This is a genomic window from Pseudomonas sp. (assembly GCF_030684895.1).
Classification (GTDB): Bacteria; Pseudomonadota; Gammaproteobacteria; order Pseudomonadales; family Pseudomonadaceae; genus Aquipseudomonas.
The window spans coordinates 14,612-37,485 of sequence record NZ_JAUXXP010000011.1; the positions used below are offsets into that span (position 1 = coordinate 14,612).

The 22,874-nt window shown below is 58.9% G+C and carries 26 protein-coding genes and 2 pseudogenes; 14 read left to right on the forward strand and 14 right to left on the reverse strand.

All coding sequences use genetic code 11. The features are described 5' to 3' along the window. Positions 1–29: 29 nt before the first annotated feature. The 7 genes and pseudogenes from tolQ to aspS all read right to left on the reverse strand — a co-directional run bounded on the left by tolQ (position 30) and on the right by aspS (position 6,289). Entirely contained in the window at positions 30–725 is a 696-nt protein-coding gene (gene tolQ / locus Q8M42_RS01515; RefSeq protein ID WP_304870633.1) for a protein TolQ, read from the reverse strand. Then, positions 706–1,180, reverse strand: a pseudogene (gene ybgC, locus Q8M42_RS01520) (tol-pal system-associated acyl-CoA thioesterase). Before ybgC ends, tolQ begins: the two are co-directional and overlap by 20 nt. Positions 1,181–1,232: 52 nt before the next feature. Continuing rightward, positions 1,233–2,285, reverse strand: coding sequence for a Holliday junction branch migration DNA helicase RuvB (gene ruvB, locus Q8M42_RS01525; RefSeq protein ID WP_304870635.1), 1,053 nt, complete (start codon positions 2,283–2,285; stop codon positions 1,233–1,235). Beyond that, positions 2,285–2,890 carry a Holliday junction branch migration protein RuvA gene (gene ruvA, locus Q8M42_RS01530; RefSeq protein WP_304870637.1) on the reverse strand — a complete coding sequence of 202 codons (606 nt, stop codon included), beginning with the start codon at positions 2,888–2,890 and terminating at the stop codon, positions 2,285–2,287. Before ruvA ends, ruvB begins: the two co-directional genes overlap by 1 nt. A gap of 23 nt (positions 2,891–2,913) precedes the next feature. Beyond that, positions 2,914–3,438, reverse strand: coding sequence for a crossover junction endodeoxyribonuclease RuvC (gene ruvC, locus Q8M42_RS01535; protein ID WP_275963519.1), 525 nt, complete (start codon positions 3,436–3,438; stop codon positions 2,914–2,916). A 235-nt stretch (positions 3,439–3,673) separates the two neighbouring features. Next, the gene (locus Q8M42_RS01540; protein WP_304870639.1) at positions 3,674–4,423 is read right to left on the reverse strand and encodes a YebC/PmpR family DNA-binding transcriptional regulator; all 750 of its coding nucleotides are present in this window, start codon (positions 4,421–4,423) and stop codon (positions 3,674–3,676) included. A 90-nt stretch (positions 4,424–4,513) separates the two neighbouring features. Further along, positions 4,514–6,289 (reverse strand): aspartate--tRNA ligase, encoded by a 1,776-nt coding sequence (aspS, locus tag Q8M42_RS01545; RefSeq protein WP_304870641.1) that lies wholly within the window; start codon positions 6,287–6,289, stop codon positions 4,514–4,516. A gap of 292 nt (positions 6,290–6,581) precedes the next feature. Between aspS and Q8M42_RS01550 the strand changes: the two genes are divergently transcribed. The 5 genes and pseudogenes from Q8M42_RS01550 (at position 6,582) to Q8M42_RS01570 (ending at position 10,275) form a co-directional block, all read left to right on the forward strand. Then, entirely contained in the window at positions 6,582–7,700 is a 1,119-nt protein-coding gene (locus Q8M42_RS01550) for an HD domain-containing phosphohydrolase (protein WP_304870643.1), read from the forward strand. A 149-nt stretch (positions 7,701–7,849) separates the two neighbouring features. Next, a complete protein-coding gene (locus Q8M42_RS01555; RefSeq protein ID WP_167144942.1) occupies positions 7,850–8,320 on the forward strand; it encodes a Dps family protein in 471 nt (156 codons plus the stop codon). 118 nt (positions 8,321–8,438) lie between these two features. After that, the gene (locus Q8M42_RS01560; RefSeq protein ID WP_304870646.1) at positions 8,439–9,506 is read left to right on the forward strand and encodes a GGDEF domain-containing protein; all 1,068 of its coding nucleotides are present in this window, start codon (positions 8,439–8,441) and stop codon (positions 9,504–9,506) included. 166 nt (positions 9,507–9,672) lie between these two features. Beyond that, a pseudogene (locus Q8M42_RS01565) lies at positions 9,673–9,993 on the forward strand (cold shock domain-containing protein membrane protein); the annotation flags it as partial. Positions 9,994–10,050: 57 nt separating this feature from the next. After that, positions 10,051–10,275 (forward strand): cold-shock protein, encoded by a 225-nt coding sequence (locus Q8M42_RS01570; protein ID WP_169852850.1) that lies wholly within the window; start codon positions 10,051–10,053, stop codon positions 10,273–10,275. Positions 10,276–10,330: 55 nt separating this feature from the next. Here the strand turns inward: Q8M42_RS01570 and Q8M42_RS01575 are convergent, their stop codons facing one another. Both Q8M42_RS01575 and Q8M42_RS01580 read right to left on the reverse strand, forming a co-directional pair. Then, entirely contained in the window at positions 10,331–10,537 is a 207-nt protein-coding gene (locus Q8M42_RS01575; RefSeq protein WP_304870648.1) for a SlyX family protein, read from the reverse strand. 3 nt (positions 10,538–10,540) lie between these two features. Beyond that, positions 10,541–10,966, reverse strand: a complete 426-nt coding sequence (locus Q8M42_RS01580) for an HIT domain-containing protein (RefSeq protein ID WP_304870650.1) — start codon at positions 10,964–10,966, stop codon at positions 10,541–10,543. Positions 10,967–11,718: 752 nt separating this feature from the next. On the opposite strand from Q8M42_RS01580, the gene Q8M42_RS01585 reads away from it, so the two are divergent. Next, on the forward strand, positions 11,719–13,011 hold the full coding sequence (locus Q8M42_RS01585; protein WP_304870652.1) for an OprD family porin: 1,293 nt from the start codon (positions 11,719–11,721) through the stop codon (positions 13,009–13,011). Positions 13,012–13,085: 74 nt separating this feature from the next. Here the strand turns inward: Q8M42_RS01585 and Q8M42_RS01590 are convergent, their stop codons facing one another. Further along, on the reverse strand, positions 13,086–13,493 hold the full coding sequence (locus Q8M42_RS01590; protein ID WP_304870728.1) for a PaaI family thioesterase: 408 nt from the start codon (positions 13,491–13,493) through the stop codon (positions 13,086–13,088). A 115-nt stretch (positions 13,494–13,608) separates the two neighbouring features. Here Q8M42_RS01590 and Q8M42_RS01595 point away from each other — a divergent pair, with 115 nt between their 5' ends. Genes Q8M42_RS01595 through Q8M42_RS01605 form a run of 3 tightly spaced genes read left to right on the forward strand, consistent with a single transcriptional unit; the run spans position 13,609 to position 16,884 of the window. After that, positions 13,609–15,324, forward strand: a complete 1,716-nt coding sequence (locus Q8M42_RS01595; RefSeq protein WP_304870654.1) for a proline--tRNA ligase — start codon at positions 13,609–13,611, stop codon at positions 15,322–15,324. Between the two features lie 26 nt (positions 15,325–15,350). Next, entirely contained in the window at positions 15,351–16,304 is a 954-nt protein-coding gene (locus Q8M42_RS01600; protein ID WP_304870656.1) for a hypothetical protein, read from the forward strand. Positions 16,305–16,311: 7 nt separating this feature from the next. Continuing rightward, the gene (locus tag Q8M42_RS01605; protein WP_304870658.1) at positions 16,312–16,884 is read left to right on the forward strand and encodes a transglycosylase SLT domain-containing protein; all 573 of its coding nucleotides are present in this window, start codon (positions 16,312–16,314) and stop codon (positions 16,882–16,884) included. A gap of 72 nt (positions 16,885–16,956) precedes the next feature. On the opposite strand, the gene Q8M42_RS01610 is transcribed toward Q8M42_RS01605, so the two are convergent. Together Q8M42_RS01610 and Q8M42_RS01615 are read right to left on the reverse strand one after the other, a co-directional pair. Continuing rightward, entirely contained in the window at positions 16,957–17,232 is a 276-nt protein-coding gene (locus Q8M42_RS01610; protein ID WP_304870660.1) for an acylphosphatase, read from the reverse strand. Positions 17,233–17,236: 4 nt separating this feature from the next. Next, the gene (locus Q8M42_RS01615) at positions 17,237–17,716 is read right to left on the reverse strand and encodes a TlpA disulfide reductase family protein (RefSeq protein WP_304870662.1); all 480 of its coding nucleotides are present in this window, start codon (positions 17,714–17,716) and stop codon (positions 17,237–17,239) included. Between the two features lie 30 nt (positions 17,717–17,746). Here Q8M42_RS01615 and Q8M42_RS01620 point away from each other — a divergent pair, with 30 nt between their 5' ends. Continuing rightward, on the forward strand, positions 17,747–19,156 hold the full coding sequence (locus Q8M42_RS01620) for a PilZ domain-containing protein (RefSeq protein WP_304870664.1): 1,410 nt from the start codon (positions 17,747–17,749) through the stop codon (positions 19,154–19,156). A gap of 139 nt (positions 19,157–19,295) precedes the next feature. Continuing rightward, positions 19,296–19,688: a hypothetical protein gene (locus Q8M42_RS01625; protein ID WP_304870666.1), complete on the forward strand. Its 393-nt coding sequence runs from the start codon at positions 19,296–19,298 to the stop codon at positions 19,686–19,688. A gap of 49 nt (positions 19,689–19,737) precedes the next feature. On the opposite strand, the gene Q8M42_RS20860 is transcribed toward Q8M42_RS01625, so the two are convergent. Both Q8M42_RS20860 and Q8M42_RS01635 read right to left on the reverse strand, forming a co-directional pair. After that, positions 19,738–19,959, reverse strand: coding sequence for a hypothetical protein (locus Q8M42_RS20860; RefSeq protein ID WP_370692759.1), 222 nt, complete (start codon positions 19,957–19,959; stop codon positions 19,738–19,740). 167 nt (positions 19,960–20,126) lie between these two features. Beyond that, positions 20,127–21,356, reverse strand: coding sequence for a virulence factor BrkB family protein (locus tag Q8M42_RS01635; protein WP_304870668.1), 1,230 nt, complete (start codon positions 21,354–21,356; stop codon positions 20,127–20,129). A gap of 107 nt (positions 21,357–21,463) precedes the next feature. Here Q8M42_RS01635 and arsC point away from each other — a divergent pair, with 107 nt between their 5' ends. From arsC to Q8M42_RS01650, 3 genes are read left to right on the forward strand one after another with little or no spacing between them, the layout of a single operon-like run. Continuing rightward, positions 21,464–21,817 (forward strand): arsenate reductase (glutaredoxin), encoded by a 354-nt coding sequence (arsC, locus tag Q8M42_RS01640; protein WP_304870670.1) that lies wholly within the window; start codon positions 21,464–21,466, stop codon positions 21,815–21,817. Further along, positions 21,814–22,419 carry an NAD(P)H:quinone oxidoreductase gene (gene wrbA / locus Q8M42_RS01645; protein ID WP_304870673.1) on the forward strand — a complete coding sequence of 202 codons (606 nt, stop codon included), beginning with the start codon at positions 21,814–21,816 and terminating at the stop codon, positions 22,417–22,419. Before arsC ends, wrbA begins: the two co-directional genes overlap by 4 nt. Next, positions 22,412–22,822, forward strand: coding sequence for a DUF2069 domain-containing protein (locus Q8M42_RS01650; RefSeq protein WP_304870676.1), 411 nt, complete (start codon positions 22,412–22,414; stop codon positions 22,820–22,822). Before wrbA ends, Q8M42_RS01650 begins: the two co-directional genes overlap by 8 nt. Positions 22,823–22,874: the final 52 nt, after the last annotated feature.

The window sequence follows — 22,874 nt, forward strand, 5'->3', positions numbered from 1 at the left end:
TAAAACCTTTCGTAAAGAGTGCCTAAGGCTTAGTCGTCGCTGGTGTGGACTTTGCGGTGCAGGATCGCCTGGAACTCATCGGCGAAGGTGTAGTAACGGCCAATCAGCATTTCGCCACGGGCGGCAAAACGGTTGTAGGCGATTACCGCAGGAATAGCGGCAAACAGGCCGATGGCAGTGGCGATCAGCGCTTCGGCAATACCCGGGGCCACAGTGGCCAGGGTCGCTTGCTGCACCTGAGCCAGGCCGCGGAAGGAGTTCATGATGCCCCACACGGTACCGAACAGGCCGATATACGGGCTGGTCGAACCGACGGTGGCGAGAAACGGCAGGCTCTGCTCAAGCTTCTCTTCTTCACGCGAGATGGCCACACGCATGGCGCGGGCCACGGCATCCATCACCGCATCCGGATCAACACCGGACTGCTGACGCAGACGCGAGAATTCTTTGAAACCAGCGCGGAAGATCTGTTCCAGACCGGAATCCGGGTCCGGGTTACTGCCCGCCTGGCGGTACAGCTTGGACAGATCGATACCCGACCAAAAGCGCTCCTCGAAGTTATCCAGGGCACGCTTGGCCGCACGCAGCAGCGCGGTGCGCTGAAAAATCATGACCCACGAAGTGACCGAAGCGGCCACCAACGTCAGCATTACCAGTTGCACCACCAGGCTGGCGTTGCTAATCAGACTCCACATCGACATGTGGTCAACGGCGTTGGCTTCCACGCTTACTCTCCTGCTCTAGATGTACCCGCGCCGCCCTGCCCGGCAAAGGCCGTGTGCAGAGCTTGGGGAATGGCCCGGGGTTTCAAATTGTCGGCGCGCACACAGGCCACCATAAACTGCCCTTCACAAAGCAGCGCCTCATCCGTTGCCCGCCTGACCTGTTGACGAAAACGCAGGCTGGCACGGTTTAATTCAATGACTTCAGCGCTTACCAGCAACTCGTCGTCGAGCTTAGCGGGCGCGTGGTAGCGCGCTTGGGCCGAATGCACAACGAACAACAGGCCCTCCTCGGCCAACGTCGACTGGAGAAAACCCAGATCACGCAGGCGCTCGGTGCGAGCCCGTTCCATAAATTTAAGGTAATTGACGTAGTAGACGATGCCGCCTGCATCGGTGTCTTCGAAATAAACCCGACAGCGATGGGTGAACGGCGTAACTCCGTTTTGCGCGCGCATACTCTAGTGCCAGCTCCTGTTCTTGCCAATCGTCTTCGACAAGTATTTTTTGTTAGCCATCGTCACTCACGAACAAATCAGCCGTGGGCAGTTCGCCCATGCGCTTGGGCACATTCAGGCCAAAGTGCAAATAGGCATGCCGGGTCACCACACGCCCACGCGGGGTGCGCATGATATAGCCCTGCTGAATCAGATAGGGTTCCAGCACATCTTCGATGGTGTGGCGCTCTTCGCTGATGGCAGCGGCCAGGTTATCGACCCCCACAGGCCCGCCGTCGAATTTCTCGATCATGGTCAGCAGTAGACGTCGGTCCTGGTGGTCGAAGCCACGCTCATCGACATCCAGCAGGTTCAGCGCCAGGTCGGCGATTTCACGGGTGATATCGCCCTGTGCGCGCACTTCGGCAAAGTCGCGCACACGGCGTAGTAAACGGTTGGCGATACGCGGCGTACCGCGGGCGCGACGGGCAATCTCGAAGGCGCCATGGGGCTCGATCGACAGGCCGAGAATCCCCGCAGAGCGCATGACGATAGTCGCCAAGTCTTCGGTGTTATAGAACTCCAGACGCTGCACAATGCCGAAACGGTCGCGCAGCGGGTTAGTCAGCATGCCGGCCCGAGTAGTCGCACCGACCAGAGTAAACGGCGGTAGATCGAGCTTGATCGAGCGCGCTGCCGGGCCTTCACCGATCATGATATCGAGCTGAAAGTCCTCCATCGCCGGATACAGCACTTCCTCGACAATCGGCGAAAGGCGATGAATCTCATCGATAAACAACACATCGCCCGGCTCAAGATTGGTCAGCAGCGCCGCCAGATCACCCGGCCGCTCCAGCACCGGACCCGAGGTGCTCTTGATCGACACGTTCATTTCCTGAGCAATGATATTGGCCAGGGTGGTCTTGCCCAGACCGGGCGGGCCGAAGATCAGGGTGTGATCAAGCGCCTCGCTGCGCCCACGGGCCGCCTGGATAAACAGTTCCATCTGCTCGCGCACACTCGGCTGACCGATGTATTCGGCCAGTTTCAGTGGGCGAATGGCACGGTCAACCTGCTCATCACGGTCACGCGGGGCTGCGGTAATCAGGCGATCAGCTTCTAGCACTAGACCATTCCCTTCAGGGCTCGACGAATCATATCTTCACTGCTCAAACCGTCTTCCTTAATAGCTGAGACGGCGCGACTGGCTTCCTGGGGTTTGTAGCCGAGCGAAATAAGTGCGCTGACCGCATCATTCTCCGCGCTTGAGACTGCATTGCCGCCGCGAGGTTCCACCACCAGGTGCGACATGCCGGGCACGGTTTCCCAGGCCTTGAAGCGGTCTTTCAGCTCAACCAGCAGGCGCTCGGCGGTTTTCTTGCCAACCCCGGGAATCTTCACCAGCACCGAAGTATCTTGTGCCTGCACACAACGCACCAACTCATCAACCTCCAGGCCGGACATCAAGGCCAAAGCCAGTTTCGGCCCTACACCATTGAGGCGAATCAGCTCACGAAACAGCTCGCGCTCGCGCTTCTCGAAAAAGCCATACAGCAGATGCGCATCCTCACGCACCACCAGATGGGTGTGCAGGGTCAACGGCTCACCCACCGAGGGCAAACGGTACAGGGTGGTCATGGGCACTTCCAGCTCATAACCCAAACCATTTATGTCAACAATTACATGGGGCGGCTGCTTTTCCGCCAGGATGCCGCGCAAACGTCCGATCACCGCTGCTTTCCTTAAAAATTACGTTACAAACGAAGGCGACCCGCGCGCCGCTTGGCGCCGACCAGACCATGGGGAATCAGACTCTGCCGGTGATGGGCATGGCACAGGGCGATGGCCAGGGCGTCCGATGCGTCGATCTGCGGCTTCTGCACCAGTTTGAGCAGGTGCATGACCATCAGCTGCACTTGCTCCTTATCCGCCCCGCCGCTGCCGGCAATCGCCTGCTTGACCTGGGTCGCGGTGTATTCGGCGATATCCAACCCTGCCTCGATTCCCGCGACGATAGCCACGCCGCGCGCCTGGCCAAGCTTGAGCGCAGAATCCGGGTTGCGCGCCATAAACACCTGCTCGATGCCCATGGTCACCGGCCCGTAGGTCTCGATGACCTCACGCACCCCGCGAAACACCACCTGCAGTCGCTCTGGCATCGAACCATTGCCCGTGCGAATGCAACCAGAGGCAACATATTCGCAATTGCGCCCGGTATCACGCACCACGCCGTAACCGGTGATGCGCGAGCCAGGGTCGATGCCGAGAATCAAGGTCATGCCCTACCGCTCACTCAAGGCGCCCGCCAACTTGGCCGACACACTGTCTATTTATCCAGTTGCCGAGTATAGGGCCAGCCCACTTCGGCGTCACCCAGGCCGGCGCTATAAAAAATGACCAGGAGCCACTTTTAATAGCGCATCGTGACAGCCCACTGGTTAGCCACCTATAAAAAAGCCGGAAGTGCTCAGGCATACACCTGAAGACCTCCGGCTTTTCATTGACGCCCCGCACTCAGCCAAGCTGCTCCATGATGCCGTCAGGAATTTCGGCGTTGTGGTAAACCTCCTGCACATCGTCAAGGTCTTCGAGCATATCGATCAGCTTGATGACCTTTTGCGCGGTTTCCAGATCAGTAACCGGCGCACTGATCGACGGGATCATGGCAATTTCTGCCTCATCCGCCTTGAAACCGGCAGCGCTGAGCGCCTCGTTGACCCCATGGAAATCGGCAAAGCTGGTCGACACCAGGGCAGAGCCGTCCTCGCTCATCTCCACGTCATCGGCACCGGCTTCCAGTGCCGCTTCCATCAAGGCATCTTCGCTAACGCCAGGCGCGAAGCTGAGCTGCCCCTTGCGCTCGAACATATAGGCCACCGAACCATCGGTACCCAGGTTGCCGCCGCACTTGGTAAAGGCATGGCGGACTTCGGCAGCGGTGCGGTTGCGGTTGTCGGTCATGGCCTCGACAATAATCGCCACACCGCCCAGCGCGTAGCCTTCGTAACTCAGCTCGACGACGTTGTCGGCCTCATTGTTGCCGGCACCACGGGCAATCGCCCGATCAATGACATCGCGCGACATATTGGCGGTCAGGGCCTTGTCCACGGCCAGGCGCAGACGCGGGTTGTCCGCCGGGATCGGGCCGCCGTGCTTGGCCGCCACCGTCAGTTCACGAATGATCTTGGTGAAAATCTTGCCGCGTTTGGCGTCCTGACGCCCTTTGCGGTGCTTGATGTTGGCCCACTTGGAATGACCAGCCATAACTCACTCCGTAATTCGTCAAATCAGATTTTGTCGAACCCATATAACCAAGAAGCCTGGATAATCCAGGCTCGTTGTCATCGCTAAGGCTTATTCGGCCTTGGGCTGCTCGCGCAGGCGAATGTGCAATTCGCGCAGCGCCTTGTTATCCACAAGACCCGGCGCCTGAGTCATCACACAGGCCGCGCTCTGGGTTTTCGGGAAGGCAATCACTTCGCGAATCGACTGCGCGCCGGTCATCAGCATCACCAGACGATCCAGACCGAAAGCCAGGCCGCCATGGGGTGGCGCGCCGAACTTCAAGGCGTCGAGAAGGAAACCAAACTTCTCCTGCTGCTCGTCTTCACTGATACCCAGTACGCGGAATACGGTCTGCTGCATCGACTTGTCGTGGATACGGATCGAACCGCCACCCAGTTCGGTGCCGTTCAGGACCATGTCATAAGCACGCGACAGTGCGGCAGCCGGATTGGCTTCCAGCTCAGCCGGGCTGCATTTTGGCGCAGTGAACGGGTGGTGCATGGCGGTCAGGCTGCCGTCGTCGTTCTCTTCGAACATCGGGAAGTCAACGACCCACAGCGGCGCCCACTCACAGGTCAGCAGATTGAGGTCATGACCGAGCTTGATACGCAGCGCGCCCAGGGCTTCGCTGACGATCTTGGCCTTGTCGGCGCCGAAGAACACGATGTCGCCATCGACCGCGCCAACGCGATCGAGGATCACATTGATGTTGTCCAACGGAATGTTCTTGACGATCGGTGACTGCAGGCCTTCAACGCCATTAGCACGCTCGTTGACCTTGATATAGGCCAGACCCTTGGCGCCGTAGATGCCAACAAACTTGGTGTAGTCATCGATCTGCTTACGCGGCATGCTCGCGCCGCCCGGTACACGCAATGCGGTTACGCGGCATTTAGGATCGTTGGCCGGCCCCGCGAAGACCTTGAAGTCGACATCTTTGAGCTGGTCGGCGACGTCCACCAGTTCCAGCGGGTTACGCAGGTCCGGCTTGTCGGAGCCAAAGCGACGCATGGCTTCGGCCAGAGTCATATGCGGCAGCTCACCAAACTCAACGTTCAGCACTTCTTTGAACAGCTGGCGAATCATCTTCTCGGTGATGGCCATGATGTCGGCTTCATCGAGGAAGCTGGTTTCGATGTCGATCTGGGTGAATTCCGGCTGGCGGTCGGCACGCAGGTCTTCGTCACGGAAGCACTTGGCGATCTGGTAGTAACGGTCGAAGCCGGCGACCATCAGCAACTGCTTGAACAGCTGCGGCGACTGCGGCAGAGCGAAGAAGCTGCCGGCGTGGGTGCGGCTCGGCACCAGATAGTCGCGCGCGCCCTCGGGGGTGGCACGGGTGAGGATCGGCGTTTCCACATCGAGGAAGCCGTTGTCATCCAGGTAACGGCGGATGCTGCTGGTGATGCTCGAACGCAGCTTCAGCTTGGCCGCCATTTCCGGGCGACGCAGGTCGATAAAGCGGTAACGCAGGCGGGTTTCTTCGCCCACGTCGGTGTATTCGTTGAGCGGGAACGGCGGGGTTTCCGCTTCGTTCAGCACTTCCAGCTCATAGCCCAGCACTTCGATAGCGCCGGACGCCATGTTGGCATTTCCGGCACCGGCCGGACGCAGGCGCACCTTACCGGTGATCTTGACCACGTATTCGCTGCGCACCTTGTCGGCGGTGGCGAAGGTCGCCGCGCGATCCGGGTCGAATACCACCTGGGCCAGACCTTCACGGTCACGAATGTCGAGGAAAATCACCCCGCCATGGTCACGACGGCGATGTACCCAACCGCAAAGGGTGACTTCCTGGCCGTCCAGGCTCTCGTTCAGTTGGCCGCAATAATGGCTGCGCATCATGGTGGTGGTCGCTTCTCTTGAGTCTTGAATTCGTTGGGCCGCAGTGACTGCGACGCTCGTTGGCCGGATAACCGGCTGGCGCAGGCGCCATTTCCCGCAATTGTGCTGCCTTTAAGGGGCGCGAAACGATCAGCGGCGCATACGCAGCCCACTGTTCGCCCGACAAAACGCGGCAAAGCGCGGGATTATATATGGTTAAGCCGCCACTTGCAGCCGCCGCCCCACGCGCTTTTGCCAGCCCTTCCTATACTCAGGCATGCAGCACTCTGACCGTCGAATAGTGGAGAGGCTTATGGCCACGCCGAACCTGGCTGAAATCCCCAGCGATTTGCTGGCAGACTTTCGCCTGGAATCCAGCGAACAATTCCAGCGTTGCGAGCAATTGCTGATCGAGCTAGAACACGTCCCCGATGACCGCGAACGTCTGCGCGAGCTGTTTCGCCTGGTACATACGCTCAAGGGCAACCTGGGTTATATCGGCCTGGACACGCTGATGAGCGTGCCGCAAGCCATGGAAGATGTACTGTCCTGCCTGCGCGAGGGCCAGTTGCATTTCGACAGCCTGCTGGGCGATATCCTGCTATTAACCCTCGACCACCTGAAAGAGCTGATCCAGCACGCCCTTGGCGGCCCGCCAGCGCAACTCAGCGCCGCTCAAAGCAAAGCGCTTAGCCAGGCACTCAGCGCCCTGGCACTGGTGCCAGCGGCGCAACAAACCGGTATTCGCAGCGCACTGCTGCAACAACTCGACCCCAGCTCAAAGCCGCCCGCAGCCATTGCTGCAGACGAACCCGCTGCCGCCGACTTACTCAGACGCTATGGCATCGAGCCGGACGCTGACCTGTTGTTCTTTGTCGACCTGATGCAAGCCAGCGAGCGCCGCTCACACTTCTGGCAAGGCCGTGGCCTGCGTCAACTCGACTTGGCCCTGGCGATCAATCAACTGGGCGGCAACCCGGAGCAACCCGAGCAACTGGCTGCGGCCATCTGCCTGCATGATCTGGGCATGGCCTTTCTGCCACTGGAAATGCTGCACAAAGAAGCGCATTTCAATCGCGAAGAACGCAGGCAGATGCAATCCCACCCACGCCTCGCCTACGACTTGCTCAAGCGTATGCCGCGCTGGGATGCCGCTGCGGAAATAACCCTGCAACACCAGGAGCACGCCGACGGCAGCGGTTACCCCAAAGGGCTGAAAGAGCTCGAAACCAGCCCCGGCGCCCTGATTATCAACATCGTCGACACCTTCGACGCCCGCACCCATGAACGCGCCCACCAAACCCTGAACAAACGCCCACTGCTGCGCGCCATTCTCGAAATCAACAACCTCGCCGGGCGGCAATTCAGCGCTCACTGGGTCGAATTATTCAATCAGACGCTGCAACAGCATCCCGAATTAGCGCATCGCTAGGCCCTAGAAAAATTGAACCCAGACCCAGCAATAGCCTCCAACCATCACTTTCATTGATATAAACCACGATAAAGCTCGGTAAAACCCATGGTAGGCTCCGCCCATTACGCGGGCAGCCAAGCCCCGAGCCACCTGAGAGGAGAAATGGTATGGAAATCAATATCGGAATTGCCGAGCAGGACCGCGCCGCCATCGCCGAAGGCCTGTCACGCCTGCTTGCCGACACGTATACCCTGTACCTGAAAACCCACAATTTTCACTGGAACGTCACTGGCCCGATGTTCAACACCCTGCACCTGATGTTTGAGGGGCAGTACACCGAGCTATCGCTGGCCGTCGACCAGATCGCCGAACGCATTCGCGCCCTGGGCTTCCCGGCCCCAGGCACCTACGCCGCCTACGCCCGCCTCTCGTCTATTAAGGAAGAAGAAGGCGTGCCGAACGCACAAGACATGATCAAACAGCTGGTTCAAGGCCAGGAAGCCGTCGTACGCACCGCCCGCGGCATCTTCCCGCTGCTGGACAAAGTCAGCGACGAGCCCACTGCGGACCTGCTGACCCAGCGCATGCAAGTGCATGAGAAAACCGCCTGGATGCTGCGCAGCCTGCTGGCAGCCTAGACATATAGGTAAATAGATAAATCACGTAAAAGGCCCGTCTCTACGGGCCTTTTGCTAGGCGCTTGCCCAGCAGCTGTTCTATGCTTTGGTCAATTGCAACTTGGCCACAGTGACGTGCATGAACAAACCCGCTAAAGCTCCCAGCATTCTGGAACTGTACCCCGAGGAAACCCGCGACGCTGCGGCGCTTCTGAAGAAGGCGGTACCGCTAATGATGCGCCATGATATTCCGCCCAATCCGGTGCATTACGCCCTCTGGTACACCTACAGCAAAGGCCTGGAGCCCGAACTCAATCGCCGCCTGGAGAAAACCGTCGCTGACTTTGACAGCTTCCCGCCGGAAACCGCGGCCAAGCTGTTTCGCGACTACATCATCCATGGTGAGCTCGAAGAAGCCCGCGCCGGCCAACAGCAGGTCATCGAGCTGGTCGACGATATTGAAGGCAACGTGTCACGCAGCATCATTGGCAGCCGTAACTACCAGGCCAGCCTGGAGCATGGCCTTGCCGCGCTGCAGGAACCGATCATCGATGACCTGCCGAATGTCCTGAATGAACTGCAGCAAAGCACGCAACTGATGCAGGACCAGCAGGACAAGTTCCTCTATCGCTTGAATGCCGCTCAGCAAGAAATCAAGAGCCTGCGCAGCCAGCTCGAGCGCGCGCACATCGCCGCAACACTGGATAGCCTGACCCAGGTATTCAATCGCAATGCCTTCAGCCGACTGCTGGAACAGACCCTAAGCAGCGAGCATGACGGCGTCGCCCTGGTGATGCTGGATATCGACCACTTCAAACAATTCAACGACCAATACGGTCACCCCCTGGGTGATCGCGTGCTGCAGCATGTGGGTCAATTGTTGCGCGACCTCCTGCCCGTCCGTGCCATGGCCGCACGTTACGGCGGCGAAGAGTTCTGCATCATCCTGCGCGATTGCTTTGATAACGCCACGGCTTACGCTTTTGCCGAACAGATGCGCCTGAAGATCCAGTCACTGCGCATCAAAGTGCGCCGCACCGACGAAGTACTCGACAGCATTACCGCCTCCTTCGGCTTCGCCCTTGCAGAACAAGGCGATACGCTGGAAACCCTGCTCACCCGCGCCGATGACGCGCTTTATCAGGCCAAGCGCGATGGCCGTAATCAGGTAAGCCCCATGCCGAGCGAAACTGCGCTCAGTGCTTGATTGAGAACCCCACCTCTTTGCTGTTAAATACGCCCCGTGCCGCTGATCCGTATCCATGGCTCAGCGCATAGGCTGGTACCACGCGCTTTTACTCCTCCCCGGCAACACCCACTACGCGCAGCCAGCCCTTCCTGTTGATTCTTTAAATTAAGCGAGCTCATCGAACATGTTGAAAATTGTCCACCTTCTGACGGGCGCTCTCGCCCTGCTACTTTCTTTTGCCCCACACTTTGGCGACACACCACAGTCACTCCTAGAACAACCCAGCGCGCTGTGCCTTGCTCTGTTCGGCCTGCTTAACCTGTTGCTTGCCCCACAACTGCCCATCTGGCACGCCGGCCTGCGCCATCAAGCGCAAAACCTGGTTTCCGCCCTCCTGGTACTCGGCACCCTGCTGCAAGCCTTGATTCTGCTCGCCCCGCTACCGGTAATCGCTAACCAACCGGCTAGCCTGTTCAGCCTGCTGATCATCGCTGCCGCCGTAGCCGTACACCTGGCGGCCAACCTGCGCCTTAAATCGCGCAACACCTCAAGCTCGCAAGATCTGGGTGACCGCGAAACAGGTACCGTTAAGTGGTTCAACACCTCGAAGGGTTTCGGCTTTATCTCCCGCGACTCGGGCGACGATATTTTTGTGCACTTCCGCGCCATTCGCGGTGAAGGCCACCGGGTACTGGTCGAAGGCCAGCGGGTCGAGTTCGCCGTCATGCAACGCGACAAAGGCCTGCAAGCCGAAGACGTCATCGCCGCGCTGCCTGCGCGACGTTAAGCGCATAAACGCAAAAGGCCCGCACATTGCGGGCCTTTTGCGTTTTATACGCCAATCAATAATGGGGCGGCGGCGCCTCATCCTCAGCCATACCAAACTGCGAACTCACCTCATCCTGACGCTTGATCAACGCAGCCACCTGCAGTAGCAAGCGCTCCAGAAGCCGCTGTTGCGCCACCAGCGCATCATTGAGTGCTTGAATAGTGTCGTCCTGAAAAGCCAGCCGGCTTTGCAGATCGTTGATGCGCTCTTCTATTTCCACCCGTCAAGCCTCAGCAAAACAAAAATCCCCAGTCAAAACCAGGCGTAAACGGGCTTTCAACTCGGCCAATTGCTCAGGCGTATACGCCTGCGCCGGATGCTTGCCCCAAACAGGCGCTGGCCAAGCCGCATCCTCGCGACGCCGCACGATGACATGCATATGCAGCTGACTGACCACATTGCCCAAGGTCGCGACATTCATCTTGTCGGCTGCAAAACAGTCCTTGAGTACTTCAGCAAGACCGTTGGTTTCGCGCCAGAGCTGCAACTGATCAGCCGCATCCAGCTGAAACAACTCGCTGACATCCTCACGACGCGGCACCAGGATAAACCAAGGGTACTGCGCATCATTCATCAACAGCAGGCTGCATAACGGGTAATCCCCCATCCAGACAGTGTCCTGCTGCAAACGCAAATCCAGAACAAACATAACGACCTACCTTTAAGAAAACCCACTCACTTGGTTTTGACAGAGATCGAACAGAACAGGCAACGACACCCGAAGCCTGATCAGCAAACCGGCTGCCAAAGCAAAGCCAGCAAACATCGACTGAGCAGGATACGCCGAAGTTGAAACCACGGCACCCACGATCAACCCTACTGCCACGCACCAATAGACAGCACTCGCCAAAGCCACCCAGAGCCTGCGCACCAAAACTGTTCCCTTCGGTAATCCCCACGCAGCAGGCAAATGCCACACAACCGCCATACAACGGCAAGCAACTGAAAACAGAGCAGAAAGCGACCGCAAAAATACCTTTCACTGAGCATAAAAATAGAAAAACCTGCTGAAAAACCAACCACAAACCAATGCAAACCCCGAAAACCTCGATCACACCGGTCAAATCGAGGATAAAAAATTGGCTTTCAGGACTTTGTGCACGACTATTGCTAAGCAATCCATGACGAATCGCACTGCACCGTTTGACTGCCGAAGGCAACCAGCACGCAGGCGCAAAAATCCGTCAGCATTGACTTGGAGCACGCCAGCAGCATCTACAAAAATGCGACATGACTCATAAGCTTTTGCGACACAGCCGTGAAGAAATCGTAATGAATAGATTGCAACTATCGCCAACATTGGCAGCGTGCTATAAGTTACCGCCGACACAAAAAGAAAGAGTCGTCCATATAACAACCAGCCGGACGGCGCAACTTTTCTAAACCAAAGGAGCAATCACGATGCAAGTGATGAAGTGGAGCGTAATCGCCCTCGCAGTAGCAGCGGGCACCACCCAAATGGCAGTGGCATCCAGCCAGTCCGAATCCAAGGGCATTGTTGAAGACAGCAGCTTCAATATCTTCAATCGCGCTCTCTACATGAACCGTGATTTCAAACATGGCGCCAGCCATGTAACCACAGCGAATGAAGCCAAAGACGAGCGTAAAGGCTATCGTGAAGACTTCGGCCTGGGCATCCGCCTGCTGTTCGAATCCGGCTTCACTCAAGGCACCGTTGGCGTTGGTTTTGATGCTCACTCCCTGAGCAGCATCAAACTGGACACTGGCGATGGCCGCCAGGGCAATGGTCTTTTCGCTGAAAATGGTGCAGGCGAAGCTGAGGACACTCAGAGCGAAGTTGGCGGCGCGATCAAATTCCGTGTTTCCGATACTGTTCTCAAGTACGGCAACATGATGATTGACACCCCGGTATTTTCTACCGATGACAGCCGCATCTTGCCTGAAGTTGCAACCGGCACCTTGCTGACCAGCGACGAAATTTCTGGCTTGACCCTCACCGCAGGTCGCTTTACCGCATTGAGCAGCCAAACCGGCTCAAGCCGCGACGACATCAACGGCAAAGGTCCGGGTCTGACTTCCGCCAATATCGTCGGTGCAAACTACTCCTTTACCGATAACTTCAGCGGCGCTGTATTCTTCTCTGATGTCGAAGATCACTTCAAAAAGCGCTACCTGAACTTGAATTACGGTCAAGATCTGGGCAACGAACAATCCTTCGGCCTGGACTTCAATTACTACCGTACAACCGATGATGGCCAGAAGCGCTCTGGTGACATCGACAACAGCATCTGGAGTATTGCGCCCTCCTATGCTATCGGCGGCCACAAGTTCACCGTTGCTTACCAGAAATCCAACGGCGACACTGGCTATGTATATGGCATTGATGGCGGCGGTGCTGTTTACTTGAACAACTCAGTACAAATCGGCGACTACGAGCTCAAAGACGAACAATCTTGGCAAGCTCGTTATGACCTGAACATGGCCACATTTGGTGTTCCTGGCCTGAGCTTCATGACCCGTTACATCACCAGCACCGATATCGACGGCGTACGTGCCGACGGTGCCGGCGACGGCAAACGTCACGAGCTCAACTTGGAGAGCAAGTACGTGATCCAAGAAGGCGCAGCAAAAGACCTGTCCTTCCGCGTTCGTCATGCTGCATACCGCGCCAACTTTGGTCGCGATCTGAACGACACCCGCTTGATCATCGAGTACCCACTGGACGTTCTCTAACGCCCAAGTAGTACTGAAGTAATAAAAAAGAACCCAGCCTAGGCTGGGTTCTTTTTTCTCTACTGATAACAGACTTACAACGGCAACGCATAAGTCCCCGTTACATGCGCCACCAACTCTTCTTCGTTGCCCTGCGAATAAACGGATACTTCGCAAACAGCCTGCCTGCGACTTAATCTCAATATCCGAGCCTCGGCTAACAGATCAACCGGCCTGGGCTTGACCAGAAAGTTGATATTCAAATTAGATGTCACAGCCATCTCTACCCGCCCGAGACTGCCCAGCACCACCGCATACATCGCCGCATCTGCCAGCGCCATAATGGTTGGCCCGGACAAAGTGCCGCCGGGGCGAATTAATTTGCTGTGAAATGGCACCCGCGCCAGCGCGCCCTTAGCGTCCAGCCGATCGATACACAGGTTGATATCTTCTGCCATCGGCAGCCCCGCCCGAATCAGCGCCTGCACCTGTTCCGCCGTCAATATCGACACACTCCCCTCCTTTTATAAGCACACGCCAGCATCCTGTACGCATCTGTACAGGCACCGTACAATGCGGGCCATTCAAAATCTCTTGCAACCGACAGAACAGCCAAATATGCGTACCAGCCAGTTCCTGCTCTCGACTCTGAAAGAAACCCCATCCGATGCCGTGGTGATCAGCCATCAGCTGATGCTGCGTGCCGGCATGATCCGCAAGCTGGCTTCCGGCCTGTACACCTGGCTGCCCATGGGCCTGCGTGTGCTGCGCAAGGTTGAGAAGGTCGTGCGCGAGGAAATGAATGCCGCTGGCGCTCTGGAAGTGCTGATGCCGGGCATTCAGCCGGCAGAGCTGTGGCAGGAATCCGGTCGCTGGGAGCAGTACGGCCCGGAACTGCTGCGCATGAAGGATCGCCACGGCCGCGACTTCTGCGCCGGTCCGACCCATGAAGAAGTGATCACTGATCTGGCGCGCAACGAGCTGAACAGCTACAAGCAGCTGCCGATCAACCTGTATCAGATCCAGACCAAGTTCCGCGACGAAATCCGTCCGCGCTTCGGCCTGATGCGTGGCCGCGAGTTCATCATGAAGGACGCTTACTCCTTCCACGTCGACCAGGCTTCGCTGCAAGAAACCTATGACCGCATGCACCAGGCCTACTGCAACGTATTTACCCGCCTGGGCCTGAATTTCCGCCCTGTACAGGCGGACACCGGCTCCATCGGCGGCACTGGCTCCCACGAATTCCACGTACTGGCCGACTCCGGCGAAGACGATATCGCCTTCAGCGACAGCTCTGACTACGCCGCCAATATCGAAAAAGCCGAAGCAGTACCACGCGAAAGCAGCCGTGGCGCAGCCACTGAAAGCATGCGCATGGTTGACACCCCGGACACCAAAACCATCGATGCACTGGTGACAGGTTTTGGCCTGGCCATCGAAAAAACCATCAAGACCCTGATGGTCCATGGTGCTAAAGAAGGCACTCTGGTGGCGCTGATCGTACGTGGCGACCACGAACTCAACGAGATCAAAGCTGCCAACCTGGAAATAGTTGCCAGCCCACTGGTGTTCGCCAACGAAGCTGAAATTCGCGCAGCCATCGGCGCAGGTCCTGGTTCGCTGGGCCCGGTCAATCTGCCGATCCCTTGCGTGGTCGACCGCTCGGTTGCCTTGATGAGCGACTTCGCCTCGGGTGCCAATATCGATGACAAGCACTATTTCGGCGTCAACTGGGAGCGCGACCTGCCGCTGCCGGAAGTGGCCGACCTGCGCAACGTGCTGGCCGGCGACCCAAGCCCGGATGGCAACGGTACTCTGGAAATCAAGCGCGGCATCGAAGTCGGGCATATCTTCCAGCTGGGCACCAAGTACAGCGAAGCGCTGAACTGCCAGGTGCTGGGTGAGAACGGCAAGCCGGTGATTCTGACGATGGGCTGCTATGGCATTGGCGTTTCGCGCGTGGTGGCGGCAGCCATCGAGCAGAACAACGATGACCGCGGCATTCTCTGGAACGACGCCTTGGCGCCTTTCCACATCGCCCTGGTGCCGCTGCGTTACGAAACCGATGCCGTGCGCGAAGCCACCGACACGCTGTATGCGCAGCTAACTGCTGCCGGCTATGAAGTGCTGCTCGATGACCGTGACAAAAAGACCAGTCCAGGCATCAAATTCGCCGATATGGAACTGATCGGCATCCCGCATCGCATCGTCGTCAGTGATCGCGGCCTGGCCGAAGGCAACCTGGAATACAAGAGCCGCAAGGAAACCGACGCCCAGGCCGTGCCTGTCGCCGATATCCTGAGCTTTATCCAGGCCCGCATCAGCCACTGATCTCAGCCCTTTTAGCAAGAGTCGTCATGTTCAAGCGAAACACCCTCAGCCTCATCGCCACCCTGCTGGGTGGCTCTCTGCTACTCAGTGGTTGCGCCAATCAGTTGCCGCAGCGCAGCGAGCACGAGGAGCGCGTCGAGCGCAAATTGCTCGATCACAGCCTGCAGATCGATGTCGGTGAGCCACGCGTGCTGGAGTTGCCACAACGCCGCGTACGCGTGCATGAACAGAAGACCTTCGAGGTCACGGCGTTTGACGTGACGCGCCGCTATGACCGCTATACCCCCTACCAGCCCTGGCGCGAACTCTATGAAGTGCCGCTCGGCGCACTGGCGATTGTCGGTGGCATCGGTGCCAACGTACTCAACGTGGTACTGCTCGGCAGCCTGCCGGATACCGTCACCAAGGACTGGATCAGTTACGGCTTTGCCGGGCTCAACCCGGCGATGAACGTCGAATCCAACGGGCGCTCGCAACAGAACCTCGCCACCCTCGAGGAGCGCCGCCAGGATGCGCGCATGGAGTATTCCAGCCTGCCATGGGCCGAGCGTCCGGTACTGGTTAAAGCCGGCGCACAGAGCCATGAGCTGCTCACCGACCGCAATGGCATCCTGCGCCTGAACTTGCTCGACAGCCCGTTTGCCGAAGAGGATGTCACGCGTATTAGTACCCTACTGCTGACCGTGGAAGATGATCAGGGCTCAGCGCGCGCTGATGCCTCCCTGCTGGTCAGCCGCACCCTGCGCGGCAAACTGCAGGAAGCCCACCAGCTGATTTACAACGACCTTGAAGGTGACGACGTTGCCCAGTGGGTACATCGGGTTAAACGCCTGTCAGAGCTGGGCCTGGAAGAGGAAGCCAGCGAGCTGGAACAGAGCCTGATCGAACTGACGCGCAATGATCCGGAACTGCAGAAGATCTTCCTCCAGGCCCTGACCAAAGACGCCGGCCGCCTGGTCGCCGATCCTGGCAACGACTGACGCCCCCATGCTGCAGCGCCTGACCTGCACCCTACTCGGCCTACTGCTCTGCAGCGTGGCGTATGCCGACGTGCGCCAGGCGCCGGAGACGGAACTGCGCACACTGCTGCAACAGACCGTGGCCCAGGCCGACAGCTTTCAGGATCGTTTCGATGCCGAAGTCTGGCTGTTGGATATGTCCACGCGCATGCGCCGTTATATTCCGGATGCCGAGCAACGCCTGAGCCTGCTGCGCCTGGTACACCGCGAAGCCAGTAAAGCCGGCTTGCGCCCCGACCTGATGATTGCCCTGATTCATGCCGAAAGCCATTTCGACCGTTTCGCCATATCTTCAGTCGGCGCCCAGGGCATGATGCAGGTGATGCCCTTCTGGAAAGCCGAACTGGGCCGCCCGCAAGACAACCTCACCGACAACGCCACCAACCTGCGCTATGGCTGCACCATCCTCAGCTTTTATTTACGCAAGGAAAACGGCGACCTGAACCGCGCACTGGCGCGTTACAACGGCAGCCTGGGCAAACACACCTACTCGGCCAAGGTGGTCGGTTTCTGGCACGACTTCTGGTATGTCAAACCGTAGATGGGTTAGCGGCGCAGAGCACAAGACGCATGCACAACATGCCTCCCATGCGACGCTTAACCCATCAACGACTCAGCGCCGTACGATAAATCCGGCAACTCCCTGCAACGCCTGATCCTGCAGCTCCAGCGCGGTCACGTCGGCAGCCTGCGGCCCTTGCTCTAACCAGCTTGCTAACTCGGCCACTGCAGCTTCATCACCCTCGAACAGCACCTCGACCCGGCCATCGGCCAGGTTGCGCACCCAGCCATCGAGATCCAGACGCTCAGCCTGCTCTGCGGTCGTTTGGCGAAAACTGACGCCCTGAACGCGACCGCTGACGTAACCATGCTTGCAGATACGCGCCACGGCTCTAGCCCTCCGCCTTGAGCGCAGCCAGGCGAGCACTCAGGCCGGCCGCCGTCTGCTCACCCAGCAGGCGCTCACGCATACGACCCTGATCATCGACGATATAGGTCACCGGCAGCACCTCGGCACGCGGCAGCTGATAGCGCTCAGCCGGGTCCTGCGCCAGCACGGTAAAGGTGATGCCCATGTCTTGCGCTGCCTGACTCAGTTTCTCGCCCTGCAGCGCATCGAAATTCACCCCCAGCACCTGCACGGATTGCTCCTTGAACTGTTTCTCCAGAGCATTGAGTTCAGGGATCTCGGTGCGGCAGGGTGCGCACCACTGCGCCCAGTAATTAATCACTAACCACTGGCCATCCAGGCGCTCAACCGCTACCTTTCGTCCATATTGATCGACGCCTATGTCTTCAGCGCAACCGGCCAGAATCAGACCTATGCCTACGCCCGCAACAGCACGAATGATCGCCTGGAAACGCATTCCCATGCATTCGCTCCCTGATTCCATAAGGTTGATATGACATTAGATGCCTTGCGCCTGGAAGTGCCAGACATCCTCGAAACCGAGGTCGCACCGTTGGCCGACCTCAATGAGCAGCTGGCCCAGGCCCGTCTGCAGCCGCCAGAACTGGCCTTGCAGCAAGCGCTCGGCCTGCTCTTCAGGCTGAACCGCAGCGCCATGACCTTACTCGAAAGGCAGCGCGCACTGCAAAGCTTCAGCGATCAGTACCGGCATTACAGCAAGGCCTACCAGGGCGAAAACCCCCCCACGGCGTTGTTCGTGCATCTGTGCAGTGAACTGGCTATCGGCTTCAAACGTCTGCTGCTGCAAATCCTCCAGGGCCGTCAACCATCACGCCCGCACCTGGCCTGGTGCCTGTATATGGCTCAGCACTTTCTCGCGCAGAGCCTGCTGCGCCACTACCAGCTATATCAGGAACCACCGCCCAGCCTGTGGCGTGACAGCCATCTGCTGTACTGGATCGGTGAGCATCAGGATTGCTTAGACGAGCCAGTGGCGGCAGCGTTTACCCCACAACCGGCCAACACCATGCGCGGCATCTACCAGCAGATGCTGCTGTTGTCGCTGAGCAACCCGTTTCACCTCGCCGATGGCGAATGCGCACTGCTGTTCGGCGCGCTCTCGCCGCTGGCCGGGCTGGCGCGCCTGCTGCCCTGGGACGAGGACGATGAAATCGAAGGGCCAACCATCGACCTGACCGAGGCGCAGCCCTGCCTGAGCTACGCCCAGACACCAGAAGGCAGCGCTGACTATTTGCGCCGCTTCGAGCTGGGCGCCCTGCTGGTAGCTCTGCATGAGCCCGCACCACTGCAAAGCAAAGCGGAGCGCCAACTGCTGGAGCGCGTGCAACAACACTGGCTGGGGCGCCAGCAACGCCGACATACCCGCGCCGACCACAGCTCCGAATGCAACATTATCGTCGGCCTACCCGGCATCCATGCGCAACTACTGGAACAGCGACCGCTGCGCACCAGCGCGCAGATGCTCGACGCCAGCGCAGGCGGTGCACGCCTGCTGTGTAATGCCGACCAGGCCGCGCAACTGTCAGTTGGCCAGCTTGTGCTATTGATCACCGGCAGCGATACACCGACCCTAGCCCTAGTACGTTGGCGGCATCTGAATAGCGAAGGCCTGCACCTGGGCCTGCGTTACCTGAAAGGCCTGCCGCGCCCGGTCTGGCTGCGGCGCGCGCCCAGCGCCCAGACTCACCCGGGCGTGCTGCAAAGCACCCCGGCACCGGGCAACGGTTGGCATCACGGCTTATGGCTGCCTAACGGGCAGTTTGTTGAAGGGGAAAATGTCTGGCTGCAACTGGCCAGCGCGCACAACCAGGCAATTCTGCCGCTGCCGACCGCCAATCTGGTCACCGCCTCCGTCACTCGCTACCCGATGCAGCTGGCTTAGACACTGTTGCCGATACGCTAAAACTGCGAGAAAGGTCACGCCGAACGGCGGCCGAGCGCACAGTTTCATCGGAGGGGCCAAGCTTATAATTCATCGCACTCACGCTTGATGCGATCCGTTATTAGCCTGGAACACAACCATGACCCAAGCCCTCGATAAGTTGGTCGGCCCCGTGCCATCTGCCATCGTCAATCTCGCCCGCTTACAGGTCACCCCGTACGAAGGGCGCGTCGCTGAGTTCAACGTAGCCGCCTGGCTGCACCTACCGGGGCTGGCCAACCTGCCTGTATCCCTGTTGATCAGCTACCGCGACGGCACCACCCGCCGCGAAGTGATGGTCGATCACGGCAAGGTCAATCAGCACAGCAAGATTCTGCTTTCCAGCGTGGCCCGCCTGCCGGTGAAGCTGAAGATCGAAGACATGCAGGTGCGCCTGCGCTCTGCCGTGCCAGCGACCAGCCTGGTGGTCGAGGAGCTGTTTGTGCAAGCGGTCGAGTTACCACAAACCGACAGCCGCCAAGCCCTCGCCTGATAGCACCCCGTAGCACACAAGCCCCGCGCACTGACGCGGGGTTTTGCGTTTAGCGCGAGAGCACTCCTGCAGGCCCACACTGGGTGTCAGAATCAGGTCGCGTGACAGTTTCAGATAAGCCAGAAGAGTGGGGCTGCTCAGTCGGGTTGGAGTTGACCAAGGACTGCGGCCAGCTGCTAAAGCGCAGGCCGGTGATGCGATTAAGGCGCTCGAGCGCCTCTTGCGGATCACGTTGATACAGATGAATCACTTTGCCTTTAGTGGCTGTCATAACGCCTTCACACTCCGCCAATCCCTGCCCTGCTGGCAACCTGATCGCTATCTGCAAGACAAATAGCCAGAAGCGTGCCAGCTTCCTTTTAACCGCGTTTGGCGACCTTCATGGTCGTCCGAGCCATCATGCGCCATCAGCACAACGCCGCAAACTGACGTTTTACGTCACTTTGCCGGCTCAGCTTCAGGCTGCAGCCACTTCGCCAGGTCTTCACCAAATAGCGCCGCCTGCTCTTCTTGCAACTGCACCAAACCACGGCGCAGCGCCGGATACCAGACCTCATCGAGCTGCTCGGGCAGGTTCTCCGCCCTGGGCAGCGGCCAGGGACTGTGGCTAAGCAATTGCTGCAGCGAATAATGACCAAGGTCACGGCTCAACACCCAGGTACCGGAACCGGTCGGGGCAATCAGTTTCTGCTGCTCAAGAAACACCAGAATCTCTTCCCACTCATGCTCCGCCAGCGACCAGCCCTGGCGCTGCACATCCAGCAAACGTACTTTCAAACCCGACTGCTGGCGCTCGTAGAACACCCGCAGCACGCCAAGCGCCATCAATAAACGCGGCACCGCACGCTTGCGCCACTGCTGGGAAAACCCCAGGTTACAGACCAGTTCGGCGCCAAACAGCACGATCAACCAGGACAGATAGATCCACAACAGAAACAGCGGCACCGTGGCAAATGCACCGTAAATCAACTGATAACCGGGAAACAGGCGCACATACAGGCCGAACAGCATCTTCGCCACTTCGAACAGAATTGCCGCGAACAAGCCGCCTAGCAGCGCATGCCGCACCGGCACCTGAGCATTCGGCACCGTGGCATACAGCAAGGTGAATGCAGCCACGCTAAACAGCAGCGGCATAAATTTCAGCAGCGCCTGGGCACCGAGCAAGGCATCCGGGCCGGAGATCAGTGACAACGACGTGAAGTAGGTACTGATGGCAAAGCCACCGCCAAGCAACAACGGACCCAGGCTGAGAATCGCCCAGTACAGCAGAAAGCTCGACACGCCCCGACGCGGCTGCCGCACGCGCCAGATGGTGTTGAAGGTCTTCTCGATCGTCACCAGCATCCAGAACGCCGTCGCCGCCAACACCGCCACACCAATCCAGGTCAGCTGGCGCGCCTGAGTGGTGAAATCGCGCAGGTATTGCTGCAGGGTCTCACCGGCAGAGGGCACGAAGTTGCGGAAGATAAAGCTCTGAATCTGCTCGCCGGTATCCTGAAACGCCGGAATGGCCGAGAGCATGGAAAAGGTCACCGTCATCATCGGCACCACCGCAAACAGGGTGGTGTAGGTCAAGGCCGCCGCATTGCTGGTGCCTTGGTCGGCGATAAAGCGTTGCAACAAAAAACGCCAGAACTCCAACAGGTTGTTAACACGCTGCAGCATGCCCTCTCCTTAGCCATTTGCATCCCGGCAACCTGCACTACAGGCGCAGGCGTAAATGCCGTTAGCGGTTAGAATAGCCGCCATCGAAGGTAACCGGCGACCCGAACATGACCGCTATGACGTTCTACCATAACCCGCGCTGCTCCAAATCGCGCAGCGCATTGCAATTGCTGGAAGACCGCGGGCTCAACCCAACCATCGTGCGCTACCTGGAAACACCGCTGAGCGCCGCCCAGCTACAGGCGTTGCTGAGTAAGCTCGGCATCAGCCCACGGCAACTGCTGCGCACTGGCGAAGATGAATACAAAACCCTCGGCCTGAGCGACCCGCAACTGACTGACGCACAGCTAATCGAGGCCATGGTTGAGCAGCCAAAATTGATTGAGCGGCCCATTCTGGTTGTCGGCGAGAAAGCCGTCATCGGTCGCCCACCTGAAAATGTTCTGGAGATTTTGCCGTGAGCGCACCCTATATTCTGGTGCTGTATTACAGCCGCCATGGCGGCACCGCCGAAATGGCCCGGCAGATCGCCCGCGGCATCGAGATGGGCGGCCTGGAAGCGCGCCTGCGCACCGTGCCCGCAGTGTCGACCGAGTGCGAAGCAGTGGCTGCGGACATCCCAGCCGAAGGTGCGCTGTATGCCAGCCTGGATGATCTGAAGAACTGCGCCGGCCTGGCGCTTGGCAGCCCGACCCGCTTCGGCAATATGGCCGCGCCGCTCAAGTACTTTCTCGATGGCACCAGTGGCCTGTGGTTGACCGGAGGCTTGGTCGGCAAACCTGCAGGCGTATTCACCTCAACCGCCAGCTTGCATGGCGGCCAGGAAACCACCCTGCTGTCGATGCTCTTGCCGCTGCTGCACCACGGCATGCTGATCACCGGTCTGCCCTATAGCGAAGCCGCGCTGCTGGAAACCCGTGGCGGCGGCACGCCTTATGGTGCCAGCCACCACGCCGGCGCCGATGGCAAACGCGCCCTCGATGAACATGAAACAGCCCTATGCCGCGCACTCGGCCAACGCCTGGCGCAAACCGCGGCAAAACTGGAGAACCCCCGTGGCTAAAACTGCAAAACCGCTGCCGGCGCTGGAGTGGCTAGAGCCTCGTCTGAACATCAGCCGCGCGGTCAGCCTGCTGAGCTTTTTTGGTCTCGGCGCATTACTGCTGGTGTGGAACCTGTGGTTCGCCAACGTCCCCGGCAAACTGCTCTGGGTGATCCTCGGCGTACAACTCGCCCCCCTGCTATTGCTCGCCCCCGGTCTGATCCTCGGCAACGCCCGCGTCCACGCCTGGGCCTGCTTTGTGGTCAACCTGTACTTTATTCAGGGCGTACTCGCCGCCTTCGACCCCAGCAAGGCGCTGTATGGCTGGTTACTGACAGGGCTTAGCTTCAGCCTGTTCTGCGCCGCACTGATGTTTACCCGCTGGCGTTTTCAGTACGAGCGCAAGTTGGCAGGGGAAAACTAGGGGGCAACGCTGAGCCTGGCTGCACGCAGGCTCAGCGTTTTATAGCGAGCGC

Excerpts from the sequence above, each read along its gene's own strand:
- aspS (WP_304870641.1), bottom strand. The coding sequence starts at position 6,289 with ATGATGCGCAGCCATTATTGCGGCCAACTGAACGAGAGCCTGGACGGC.
- Q8M42_RS01615 (WP_304870662.1), bottom strand. The coding sequence starts at position 17,716 with ATGGGAATGCGTTTCCAGGCGATCATTCGTGCTGTTGCGGGCGTAGGC.
- Q8M42_RS01555 (WP_167144942.1), top strand. The coding sequence starts at position 7,850 with ATGGAAATCAATATCGGAATTGCCGAGCAGGACCGCGCCGCCATCGCC.
- arsC (WP_304870670.1), top strand. The coding sequence starts at position 21,464 with ATGACCGCTATGACGTTCTACCATAACCCGCGCTGCTCCAAATCGCGC.
- Q8M42_RS01605 (WP_304870658.1), top strand. The coding sequence starts at position 16,312 with ATGCTGCAGCGCCTGACCTGCACCCTACTCGGCCTACTGCTCTGCAGC.
- Q8M42_RS01540 (WP_304870639.1), bottom strand. The coding sequence starts at position 4,423 with ATGGCTGGTCATTCCAAGTGGGCCAACATCAAGCACCGCAAAGGGCGT.
- Q8M42_RS20860 (WP_370692759.1), bottom strand. The coding sequence starts at position 19,959 with ATGACAGCCACTAAAGGCAAAGTGATTCATCTGTATCAACGTGATCCG.
- Q8M42_RS01625 (WP_304870666.1), top strand. The coding sequence starts at position 19,296 with ATGACCCAAGCCCTCGATAAGTTGGTCGGCCCCGTGCCATCTGCCATC.
- Q8M42_RS01580 (WP_304870650.1), bottom strand. The coding sequence starts at position 10,966 with ATGTTTGTTCTGGATTTGCGTTTGCAGCAGGACACTGTCTGGATGGGG.
- Q8M42_RS01550 (WP_304870643.1), top strand. The coding sequence starts at position 6,582 with ATGGCCACGCCGAACCTGGCTGAAATCCCCAGCGATTTGCTGGCAGAC.
- Q8M42_RS01585 (WP_304870652.1), top strand. The coding sequence starts at position 11,719 with ATGCAAGTGATGAAGTGGAGCGTAATCGCCCTCGCAGTAGCAGCGGGC.
- Q8M42_RS01635 (WP_304870668.1), bottom strand. The coding sequence starts at position 21,356 with ATGCTGCAGCGTGTTAACAACCTGTTGGAGTTCTGGCGTTTTTTGTTG.
- Q8M42_RS01600 (WP_304870656.1), top strand. The coding sequence starts at position 15,351 with ATGTTCAAGCGAAACACCCTCAGCCTCATCGCCACCCTGCTGGGTGGC.
- ruvC (WP_275963519.1), bottom strand. The coding sequence starts at position 3,438 with ATGACCTTGATTCTCGGCATCGACCCTGGCTCGCGCATCACCGGTTAC.
- Q8M42_RS01595 (WP_304870654.1), top strand. The coding sequence starts at position 13,609 with ATGCGTACCAGCCAGTTCCTGCTCTCGACTCTGAAAGAAACCCCATCC.
- Q8M42_RS01620 (WP_304870664.1), top strand. The coding sequence starts at position 17,747 with ATGACATTAGATGCCTTGCGCCTGGAAGTGCCAGACATCCTCGAAACC.
- Q8M42_RS01560 (WP_304870646.1), top strand. The coding sequence starts at position 8,439 with ATGAACAAACCCGCTAAAGCTCCCAGCATTCTGGAACTGTACCCCGAG.